10 protein-coding genes are annotated in these 11018 nt (G+C 40.4%); 6 read left to right on the top strand and 4 right to left on the bottom strand.

Translation table 11 applies throughout. The annotated features are described in order from the left end of the window. From PE36_RS16295 to PE36_RS16280, 4 genes are all read left to right on the top strand, one after another. Positions 1-538: HAD-IA family hydrolase (locus tag PE36_RS16295; RefSeq protein WP_006033146.1), on the top strand; the 538-nt coding region annotated here is incomplete at its 5' end. 154 nt (positions 539-692) lie between these two features. Next, complete coding sequence (locus tag PE36_RS16290; protein WP_006033145.1) at positions 693-3131, top strand: YgiQ family radical SAM protein; 2439 nt, start codon at positions 693-695, stop codon at positions 3129-3131. 234 nt (positions 3132-3365) lie between these two features. After that, on the top strand, positions 3366-3884 hold the full coding sequence (locus PE36_RS16285) for an aminoacyl-tRNA deacylase (RefSeq protein WP_232286599.1): 519 nt from the start codon (positions 3366-3368) through the stop codon (positions 3882-3884). 45 nt (positions 3885-3929) lie between these two features. Beyond that, positions 3930-4211: a hypothetical protein gene (locus tag PE36_RS16280; protein WP_006033143.1), complete on the top strand. Its 282-nt coding sequence runs from the start codon at positions 3930-3932 to the stop codon at positions 4209-4211. Positions 4212-4217: 6 nt separating this feature from the next. Here PE36_RS16280 and PE36_RS16275 read toward each other — a convergent pair whose 3' ends face one another. Continuing rightward, on the bottom strand, positions 4218-4526 hold the full coding sequence (locus PE36_RS16275) for a carboxymuconolactone decarboxylase family protein (protein ID WP_006033142.1): 309 nt from the start codon (positions 4524-4526) through the stop codon (positions 4218-4220). Between the two features lie 187 nt (positions 4527-4713). On the opposite strand from PE36_RS16275, the gene PE36_RS16270 reads away from it, so the two are divergent. Further along, on the top strand, positions 4714-5238 hold the full coding sequence (locus tag PE36_RS16270) for a YbaK/EbsC family protein (RefSeq protein ID WP_006033141.1): 525 nt from the start codon (positions 4714-4716) through the stop codon (positions 5236-5238). Positions 5239-5364: 126 nt separating this feature from the next. On the opposite strand, the gene mog is transcribed toward PE36_RS16270, so the two are convergent. The 3 genes from mog to PE36_RS16255 form a co-directional block, all read right to left on the bottom strand. Further along, entirely contained in the window at positions 5365-5898 is a 534-nt protein-coding gene (mog, locus tag PE36_RS16265; RefSeq protein WP_006033140.1) for a molybdopterin adenylyltransferase, read from the bottom strand. Between the two features lie 240 nt (positions 5899-6138). Continuing rightward, on the bottom strand, positions 6139-7365 hold the full coding sequence (alr, locus tag PE36_RS16260; protein ID WP_006033139.1) for an alanine racemase: 1227 nt from the start codon (positions 7363-7365) through the stop codon (positions 6139-6141). 48 nt (positions 7366-7413) lie between these two features. Further along, complete coding sequence (locus PE36_RS16255; RefSeq protein WP_006033138.1) at positions 7414-9042, bottom strand: methyl-accepting chemotaxis protein; 1629 nt, start codon at positions 9040-9042, stop codon at positions 7414-7416. 465 nt (positions 9043-9507) lie between these two features. On the opposite strand from PE36_RS16255, the gene dcuC reads away from it, so the two are divergent. Continuing rightward, the gene (gene dcuC, locus PE36_RS16250) at positions 9508-10875 is read left to right on the top strand and encodes an anaerobic C4-dicarboxylate transporter DcuC (RefSeq protein ID WP_006033137.1); all 1368 of its coding nucleotides are present in this window, start codon (positions 9508-9510) and stop codon (positions 10873-10875) included. The last annotated feature ends 143 nt before the right edge of the window (positions 10876-11018 follow it).

Here is an 11018-nt window from a genome sequence, read left to right as displayed (position 1 = left end):
ATTATCATTACCTCTTCCAGAGGCGACACTGTTATCGAATCAGTATTACAGAGATTACGGCGGGACTGTTAAAGGGTTAGTCAAACACCATAATGTTAATCGTGATGATTTCATTCATTATTGCCACGACATTAATATGTCGTCGCTGAAAGCACAGCCAAATTTAGGTCAACAGATTGACCAATTGGCTGGCCGTAAAATGATTTACACGAATTCACCAAAGCATTACGCGACAAAAATTCTGACTGAATTAGCACTTATAGACTGCTTCGATGCTATATTTTCATTAGAAGACGCCAATTATGAGCTAAAACCACACAATTCAAGCTATCAAACACTCTGTAATAAACACGCGATTGATAGTCATAACACCGTCTTCTTTGATGACCAATTACGTAACCTAAAACCGGCTAAAACCCTTGGTATGACTACTGTCTGGTTAACTGGTTCAGAGCAAGTTGTTCCTAATCTGGACTACAAAGCCGATTATGAAGCAAATAATTTGACTCAGTTTTTCAACTTGTTACAAGCAAGCTAAATATTTATTGCCACTTTTAATCGCAAAAGACGTTATAAGTGGCTATAATCCGCCCTCAGTAACGGCTGGCTTCTCTTTATAGTATTTATTCCAGTCGTGAAAATAGCCTTCGCAATTAACTTTGCGCACTAAAATTAATACCCAAGAGTACTTTATGCAACAAACTGCCAAAGATCTTTTTTCATACCCAAAATATCAGAATCGGGTGACAAAACCCGCACCATTTTTGCCAATGACACGTGCAGAAATGGACCAACTCGGTTGGGATAGCTGTGACATTATTGTTGTTACAGGAGACGCATATGTCGATCACCCGAGTTTTGGTATGGCTATTATTGGCAGAACCTTAGAAGCACAAGGTTTTCGTGTGGGTATTATCTCACAACCAGAGTGGGAAGATGCAGAAGCGTTTAAACAGTTAGGCCGTCCAAATCTGTTCTTCGGTGTCACATCGGGCAACATGGACTCAATGATCAACCGCTATACCTCAGATCTTAAGTTACGTCATGATGATGCTTATACCGCAGGTGATATCGGTGGTAAACGTCCAGATCGTGCAGTATTAGTATATACCCAACGTTGTAAACAAGCATATAAAGAAGTACCCGTTGTGATTGGTGGTATCGAAGCCAGTCTACGTCGTATTGCGCACTATGATTATTGGTCAGACAAAGTTCGTGGTTCAGTATTACCTGATTCAAAAGCTGATATGCTGATTTACGGTAATGCAGAACGTCCATTGATCCAAGTTGCACACCGTCTTGCCAGTGGCGAATCAATTAAAGACATCAAAGATGTTCGTGGTACGGCAGTTATGCTAAAAGAACCTCTACCCACTTGGAAAGGTATTGATTCTCGTACATTAGATACCCCGGGTAAAATTGAACCTATTATCAGTCCGTACACAGAAATTGATGAAACCTGCTCGAAACAAGATAAAGAAGAGATCATCGATAATTCTGATGCGGATGTAGCGAAACCTATCGTGATGCAAGCGCCTAAGCAAATGCCTTGGCACGAGACCTATATTCGCCTACCCGATCTAGAAACGGTCAAAAAAGATAAAATGTTATATGCGCATACATCGCGTGTATTCCATCTGGAAACAAACCCTATTTCATCACGTGCCCTGATCCAAAAGCACGGTGCACGTGAAGTATGGTTAAATCCACCAGCGGCACCGCTTGCAGAAGGTGAAATGGACGGCGTATTTGATTTAGAATATGCGCGTGTTCCGCATCCAAGTTATGGTGATCAAAAGATCCCTGCCTATGACATGATCAAAACATCGATTAATATTATGCGCGGTTGTTTTGGTGGTTGCTCTTTCTGCTCGATTACCGAACATGAAGGTCGCGTAATTCAAAGTCGCTCAGAAGATTCTATCGTAAAAGAAATGGAAGCCATTCGCGATAAAGTACCTGGTTTTACCGGTGTTATCTCCGATCTTGGTGGACCAACAGCAAACATGTACAAACTCGGTTGTATGAGTGCAAAAGCAGAAGCGACTTGTCGCCGCCTGTCTTGTATCTTCCCGACCATTTGTAAGCACATGGACACAGATCATACACCAACAATTAACTTGTATCGTCGCGCACGTAAAGTACCGGGCATTAAGAAGATCTTGATTGCATCGGGTGTACGTTATGACTTAGCGATTGAAGATCCACGTTATGTAAAAGAATTAGTACAGCATCATGTTGGTGGTTATTTGAAGATTGCGCCAGAGCATACCGAAAAGTCACCGCTTGATATCATGATGAAGCCTGGTATGGGCACTTACGATAAGTTTAAAGAAATGTTTGATCGTTTCTCTGCTGAAGCGGGCAAGAAACAATACCTTATTCCTTACTTCATCTCTGCGCATCCAGGTACCAATGATAAGGACATGCTGACGTTAGCCTTATGGTTAAAACAGTATAAGTTCAAGCTTGATCAAGTGCAAAACTTCTACCCTTCACCACTTGCTAATGCAACAGCCGTGTATCACACAGAGCTTAACTCATTACATAAAGTACGTGAAACAGATGAAAAAGTCGTGGTACCAAAAGGTGCGCGTCAACGTCGTCTGCACAAAGCGCTTTTACGTTACCACGATCCAGCTAACTGGCCAATCATTCGCGAATTCCTGCTTAAAACAGGTAATCGTCACCTGATTGGTCGCGGTCCAAAACACCTCGTACCACCAGAGAGTTTGGCCGAAAAACAAGCCCTACGCAGCAATGCGAAACCGCATCTTGGTAAAGGTGGCGCTAACAGTAAAAACAAGCCGAATACCGGTAATAAAGGCGTTAAACAGCAACGTGCTCAACCTGGTACTAAGCAGTTCACTAATGCGTTAACTAAACACACAGGTCTTGCTCCACAAGAAGGCGTTGGCATTAACGAAAACGGTAATAAAGGTGGTAACAAACCTAACCGTAAAAAACTAGCTGTAGGTGGCAATAGCAGCACCAACAGTAGCAAGAATGCGAACGGCAGTACCAAGGGTGGCGGATTCAAGAAACCATCAGGCAACCGTCCAGGCGGTGAAAATAAGTCAGCCAATAAAGGTGGTCAAGGCCAGCAAGCTAAGCGCAGTAACAAACGTTAAGCATTAGTACGCTTTATTGCCTAACTTAAATAGATAGTTAAATATGTAAATACTAAAGGGTAAAATGTTTATGCATTTTACCCTTTTTTTATTCCCCCCCATCGAGCAATACTGCATCATTTATTTTACTGAGATTGTCCGTAGTCCATCATTAAAGCAATTAACAACTATAATTAAAGCTCCTAAACATTCTTAATAAATGTATTAGCGCATTAACCGCTAGGGAGGTTGATTATGCTCATGCGAAAAATCACCCATTATTTAGATCAGGCTTATATAAACTACCAAAGTGATCATCACCCACCCGGTTATACTGCGCAGCATGTTGCTGAATTAAGTAAAACCAGTGGTATGTCTTTTGCTAAAACTGTCATTATTACCGCAGATACAAGACTCGTTATGGTTGTTATGCCCGCCCCTTACACCATTGATTTTGACAATATTGCTTTTTCTATTGGTGCTAATTACGTCAACTTAGCATATGAACATCAGTTCAGTAGTATGTTTCCCGACTGTGAAACCGGTGCCATGCCGCCTTTTGGTCATTTGTTTAACATGCCCGTTTATATTTCAGACACGTTAATACAGCAAGATGAAATCAGTTTTAATGCAGGTGACCACGCTGAAACGATTAAGATGAAAACGTCAGATTTAGTTGATCTAGTACAACCAATAATAATTAGTTGTGGCTTTAACAAAGCAGGCAGTGGTTATCATCATGAACATGCGAGACAAGGTAAATTAAGGCATTAACAACAGGTTATGTATTGCCATTCACTATCAGAGGATCTCAGACATATGCGAATTAGCGACGCGTTATTAACAAGCTCAGAAAGTACCTTAACAAAAATTAAAGGTCAGTCTGATTGGCGACAAGAAATCAATGCACTTGAGTTAAATTCTGACGAGCAAGCGGTAATAGACATCATCACCGCAAATATAGTGCTGACAATTCAATGTAGCGGCATCACTATGATTGGTGAGCTATACAAAAATATTGATGTCTATGCCCAAGACGCATCTCAACATATCAACATTAATGTAGATGATGTCATTCACAAGGTAATGCGTAATCTATAGGTTTGATTATAGCTTTTCATCGGCCCAGCTCATTGCAGCCATAACACAGGGAAAACCCAATGTGCTGGTCAGCAGCAGTAATGCATGGCGAATTTCATCAACGCTTGCCCCTGCTTCAAGCGCTCTTTTGGTATGGCTATGAACAGCCCCTTCTGAACGAATAGCGGCGGCGGCTGCTAATTGGATTAACTGTGCGGTTTTTTCATCGATTGGTCCTGACTGCTTTGCTGCTTTACCAAGTGATTCGACGGCGTTGATCAATTCAGGGTGTCTTTGTTTTATCTTCAGATATTGTGTGGATGGAGTTGTAGCCATAAGTTGATCCTATATTTAGTCAGAAAAATGTTTATGTATTTATTGTAATGGGTATAACTACTAAATTAGTTCAAGATGTGAAAAGCGCTAAACTCAGATGCATAAACAGCTTTATTCCCCCCTTAATATTGGTATAGCATGTTTATGCTATACTCTGTGCGTGTTATTCGTGGTTTTTAGGAGGTACATGATGGCCATTGCAATCACATTAAAAGAGTATTTTGAACACGAATTTATTCACTATGACACGATTAAACATCGCCGAACATTCACCACCCTAGATTCATCTCGCAGCGCTCACCTTCCCGCAGGAAATGTCGCGAAAGCCGTTGTACTAGAAAGTATAACGGGTGATTATCTTATGGCTTCGCTGCCCGCCAATAGCCGAGTATCATTGACTGGCGTGAGTCAGATTATGGGTAAATATTATTACTTAGCCAACGAACAGAGATTGCAGGCGTTATTTCCTGACTGCGTAAAAGGCGCGATCCCAGCAATGGGCTCTGCATATGATATGAGTATGATTGTTGATGATAGTCTGCTCACTGCCGATTCAGTCTATATTGAATCAGGCGATCACCAAAACTTTCTCAAACTCAGTAATCAGGAATACAGTGATTTAGTTGAGGATATGTCACACGGTGATATACGGGGTAAAACGATGGGGGCCCCGAGGATCTGGGAACGAACAAATATTAACTGGCGTATATGAGCAATCAATAAATAAGCCATGTATTATCATCATGTCAGTGAAAATACATGGCATCCATTATTTATACCAACCGTATTCACTATACCAATCGCAACAACTGTCCCATTGGATTAAACGAACGAGCGGTTATTTCGCTTTTGGTCTAAACACTTTAATTACCGACTCATCGCATTCAAGGAAAGGACCATTCATTAAGTCAATGCAATAAGGGATAGCTGGGAATACCGCATCTAAACATTCGCGGATTGATTTCGGTTTACCCGGTAAATTCACAATTAATGTGTCTGCACGTAAACCTGCTGTTTGGCGTGATAAAATTGCAGTTGGAACAAATTTTAACGACTCTGCACGCATTAACTCACCAAAACCAGGCATCATACGATCGCAAACCGCCTCTGTCGCTTCTGGTGTTACATCACGCTTAGCCGGGCCTGTACCACCGGTAGTAACAATCAAACTACAGTTTTGCTCATCTGCCATTTTGATTAATGTTGCTTCAATCACATCTTGCTCATCAGGAATTACTTCATAAACAGGTTCCCACTCAGAAGTCAGGTACTCGTTTAATACATCGATAATGGCTTTACCAGAAAGATCTTCATAAATGCCAGCACTGGCTCTATCACTTACTGTCACAATCCCGATTTTAGCTTTAGTCATGTTTATTCCATATGGCCTATTTGATTAATGCAGCCATTTTAGCCGAAGCGATGTGATGTGTAAAATCAACGAGTTGATCTACCTCAAGCTATATTGTAACTAAAAGTAAAAAACTTGGCTACCTCGCTATAATTATAGTCATCCCAACTCACGGCTACGACTGTATTGTGGCCTGTTTCACTTAGCCACAATACAGAATATTACTATGTATTAGTCAACAACTTTGACTTGTCAGTATTTTTATTTAACGTAAAAACGCGGATTAGCTGAACCCCATAATGTATAAAGTTCTGGGAAGATAAGGTCTGCATTTTTTTCCATTTCAGAAATCGTAATTCGTTCTTTGTTTTCAGCACCAAAAAGCGTGACTTCTTGCCCCGGAAAAACACCTTGAATATCTGTAACATCGACCATAGTTGTATTCATTGATGTCATGCCAACAACTTTTGCTCGTTGACCATTAATAATCACTTCACTTTTATTACCCATCTTACGAGGATAACCATCAGAGTAGCCTACAGGTAAGTTTGCCAGGATACTTGCACGTTTAACGGTATAAGTGCTGTCATAACCAACCGTTTGGCCTTCAGGCAGGTGATGAATCGACGCAATACGTGTTTTAAACGACACGATTGAAGGGTATTCTAGATTAGTTGGTAAATCACCATAAAAAACGCCGCCAGGTCTTACCATATCAAGCTGTGCTTCTTTCACATTAAGCGCTGTATAAGAGTTTGCAGCATGCAAAAGAATATCATCTCGATTTAGCGATGCATTCTGCATTAACCAAGCACTGTGCTGCTTAAATCCCACCAACTTATCACGGATATATTCCGCATCGTAATTAGGAAAATGAGTCATAATGCCAACTACTTCAATACCTTTTGATGTAGCGATAGCCACGGCCTCTTGCTTGCCAGCTGCAGATGACATATCAATACCGTTTCTTCCCATACCACCATCATTTAATGCTATATGAACCTTAATCGATTTACCTGTTTTCTCATAAAGTGCTGCCAATTGTTCCGCTTGACTTTCACTACCAATTAACTCTTCAATATTCAGTTCTAAACTCTGTTTAATTTCATCTATACTCGCAGAACGAACACGCATAAGCTGACCATCAAAACCACTTGAGCGAACTAATCGAGCTTCTGCATTACTTGTAATAGCAATACATGGTATCCCCTGAGCGATAACCGTTGGCATCAGACCACGGATCCCATTTCCATATGCATCGGCCTTCATAACCGCACAAATCTTAGTACCGGGTTTAATATGTTTTTTAAACTGTTGAATATTTTGTTCAAACTGACCTAAATTAATCTCTAACCAAGAATTAGATTGCTGGATCTCTTGTCGAGACGGAATAGGATCATCTAATAACAATGGAGCTGAGGTGGTTAAAAACGACGGAAACAAAAGAGAAGCGATTGATAAAGATAGTAATGATTTTTTAAAGGTCACAAGGAGTCCTATATAAATAAAGCCCTCAGGACGAGGGCATAAAATTAACTAAAGTTTGAAACGTCCCATTGCATCTTGCAATGTTAGAGATAACTGGCTGAGTTCTCGACATGACTCTGCCATTTTCTCTGCGCCATTAGCAGCATCCTGAGAAGAAACATGAATATTTTCTACGTTTCTACTTAGCTCATCAGCAACACAGTCTTGTTCACTACATGCACTCGCAATTTGCGCTCCCATATCAGCTATATGTGCAATGGATTCTTCAATTGACAACATAAACTGTTGCGAATTAATACCTTGCTCTACACATGTTTCGATACTGGCACGAGAACGAGCGGTCGCATCACTGGCCTCTTTAGACATTAGTTGTAGCTTTTCAATAATGGCCGTAATCTCTCCGGTTGAAGCTTGTGTACGTCCTGCAAGGGTTCGCACCTCATCCGCCACAACAGCAAAACCTCGACCAGATTCACCAGCTCGTGCAGCTTCAATAGCAGCATTCAGCGCCAATAAATTAGTTTGATCGGCGATATCACGGATAACGTCGACGACAACATTAATTTGTCTAGACTGCAGTTCTAACTCCGAAACAGAATCACCAGCTAAGCCAACAAGATTAGCAACTTCTTGAATGGAATTAACCATGTCTTCATTGTTACGCGCACCTGCTTTTGATTTGTCATTCGCGCTAGATGCCTGAGAAGCAGATTGCTCAGTATTACTTGCCACCTCAGCCACAGCCGCTTTCATTTCTGTCATTGCTGTTGCAACTTGAGTGATTTGACATTGCTGATCTTTCATTCCATCCGCAGATGAATTGGAAACAAGGCTCATATCTCCAACCGCATGACTAAGTTTAGTCACTGCAGAGTTAATCTCATGAATCAACTGACGTAGATTACTTTGCATTTTAAGTGATGCATCGGCCAAAGTACCTAATTCATCATTACCAATACAGTCTCGATCTAGCTTTTGTGCTAAATTGCCATTTGCAATTGCGTTGGCTTGCTCAACGACTAATTTAAGAGGGCCACAAATAAGTCGAGTCAACATCATGGTCATCCCCACCATAAGCACTAAAATCGTAATATTGCCGATAATAGAGGTAGTATTTAAACCCATAACCGAATTCAAAATTGAATCACGATTCTGGTCTAATGCTTCTTTTAAGATCTCGATAAGCTTATTAACATCTGATTCAATACTTTCAAATTGAGTAAGAGACTGTGCCAATATTGGATATGCGGCAGCATTCTCCATCGCAAGCATTTTATTGTTAAATTGGTCAATACGTAAAAGATACTGGTTCCAATTATTCATCAACCGATTGAATGTTCGAGCTTCTTCACCCGGCCACACTGTTTTACCATAAGCTGACAAACCCACTTTAATGGTTTTACGAACCTGTTTATTACGTTGGATAAACTGTTCTATCTTGATTTTATCTTGGAGGGGGATAATAGCAAACTGGCTACGACGCAAAAGAGACATTTTATCGCGTATTTCATCCACTTCAAATACCGCGGGTAAAGTATCATCGGTGTAGTTCAGCAGCTCACCCTTGATCTTTCCTAGCTCAGTAATAAGAAATAGGCCTAACGCTAAATTGATCATCGCAATAATAGTAAAAGCAAGAGCAATTTTCTTACCAATAGAAAGGTTTTTAGCAAACATAAGTAATTACCTGTATATACATTTCTGAAACCAGCAAAGAAACTCAATGTGTATGATGGCTGGTGAAATCGTACTTTAAAAAAACGGTACGCTATCATTTCGATAAGTCATTGACAATAATAATATTTATATTATTTTATACAACAATATCACTGTTCAATTAACACTCGAATCCGGTGTTAATTAGCAACGTTTTGACTCCGGGAATTTACTTGCTTAACGATACATATAAAGGTTAAATTTAGGCGGAAACACAACCATCACATTCAGTTTACAAAAAAAACCACGGCAGTTTCAATTAATTAACACCCCCAATAAAAACCCTGTTTTAGATCATTGATTACGTTATTAACAATCGTATTACCTCCCCTTTTTGGGTACCTTGTCCGTTGCGATATCTAAAAATTATTTTTTATATCACACGATTTTTTCACTAATTTTTAATACAATAAAAAGGGTATTTTCATGTTGGAATTATTTATTGGTCTGGCGGTGACGATCGCCGTAGGATATTTCATTGTAAAAGAATACAAAGCAGCTGGCGTATTGTTAACCGCAGGTATAACACTACTTATCGTCACCGGTATTCTCGGTAAACAAATTCTACCATCTAGCATTACAAGCACAGGTAACAGCCTGACAGACTCATTAGAGTTTGTTAAATACATGTTGCAACATCGTGGCGGCGGCTTAGGCATGCAAATTATGTTGCTATGTGGTTTTGCAGCTTACATGACTAAAATTGATGCCAACAATGTTGTTGTGAAACAATTCTCAAAACCACTGTCATTTATCAAATCACCTTATACCCTACTTGTTGCTGCTTATATTGTTGCTTGCTTAATGTCACTAGCGGTAAGCTCCGCGACTGGACTTGGCGTATTGCTCATGGCTACCTTATTCCCAATGATGACGGCAATGGGTATATCTCGACCAGCAGCCGTTGCAGTTTGTGCATCACCTGCGGCGATCATTTTGTCACCAACGTCTGGTGATGTTGTTGTCGCAGCCGAAAAATCTGGATTGCCACTGCATGTCTTCGCTGTTGAAACAGTACTACCAGTATCAATCAGTGCCATCATTGTTATGGCTGCAGCGGCATTTTTCTGGAATCGTTATTTAGACAAAAAAGAAAATACGCCTATGGTAAAAACTGATATTTCAGAAATAACGGTAACCGCACCAGGATATTATTCAATTCTGCCGTTTTTACCTATCGTGGGTGTATTCGTATTTAATGGATCTACAATTGATGGGTTGAAACTGGATATCTATACCATCGTGGTTTTTTCTATCTTTATCAGCGCAGTTGTCGACTTCATCACTAAGCGACTTAACGGTAAGGCAACCTTAGAAGACCTAGAATCTTGTTACGAGGGTATGGCTGATGCATTTAAAGGTGTGGTGATGCTGTTAGTAGCTGCTGGTGTATTTGCACAGGGCTTAATGTCTATTGGTGCGATTGATAATTTAATCGGTCTAGCAGAAGCCGCTGGAGCTGGTGGATTTGCATTAATGCTGATGTTGACAGGTTTAACTGTTGCGGCAGCAATAGCGACAGGTTCAGGAAACGCACCTTTTTACGCATTCGTTGAACTCGCCCCTACCCTTGCCGGTAAAATGGGTTTAAACCCAGCTTTCTTAATTATTCCAATGTTACAAGCATCGAATCTTGGTCGTACAATATCACCGGTATCAGGGGTAATTGTAGCAACCAGTGGCATGGCTAAAATCAGTCCATTTGAAGTGGTAAAACGGACTTCAGTCCCCGTGTTAGCAGGCTTAATAACCGTTATCGGTGGTACTATGGTACTTGTCCCTATGTATGCTTAGTTTAGTTTCATAAACTCAGTACAATATTCATTATGTAAAAGGTTAGAATGAAAATCCTAACCTTTTACATTTGGCCGTAGACGAAGCCAACCTGAACTAAAATTAATTATTTCGATAAGACTTGTTGCACTTATGACTTGAAT

This window comes from Moritella sp. PE36 (genome assembly GCF_000170855.1).
Lineage (GTDB): Bacteria > Pseudomonadota > Gammaproteobacteria > Enterobacterales > Moritellaceae > Moritella.
The sequence above is the reverse complement of the archived record's forward strand: the minus strand, read 5'-3'. Positions and strand labels throughout refer to the sequence as shown.

Coding starts and splice junctions, on each gene's coding strand:
- PE36_RS16280 (WP_006033143.1), top strand. CDS start 3,930: ATGCGAATTAGCGACGCGTTATTAACAAGCTCAGAAAGTACCTTAACA.
- PE36_RS16275 (WP_006033142.1), bottom strand. CDS start 4,526: ATGGCTACAACTCCATCCACACAATATCTGAAGATAAAACAAAGACAC.
- dcuC (WP_006033137.1), top strand. CDS start 9,508: ATGTTGGAATTATTTATTGGTCTGGCGGTGACGATCGCCGTAGGATAT.
- mog (WP_006033140.1), bottom strand. CDS start 5,898: ATGACTAAAGCTAAAATCGGGATTGTGACAGTAAGTGATAGAGCCAGT.
- PE36_RS16290 (WP_006033145.1), top strand. CDS start 693: ATGCAACAAACTGCCAAAGATCTTTTTTCATACCCAAAATATCAGAAT.
- PE36_RS16270 (WP_006033141.1), top strand. CDS start 4,714: ATGATGGCCATTGCAATCACATTAAAAGAGTATTTTGAACACGAATTT.
- PE36_RS16255 (WP_006033138.1), bottom strand. CDS start 9,042: ATGTTTGCTAAAAACCTTTCTATTGGTAAGAAAATTGCTCTTGCTTTT.
- PE36_RS16285 (WP_232286599.1), top strand. CDS start 3,366: ATGCTCATGCGAAAAATCACCCATTATTTAGATCAGGCTTATATAAAC.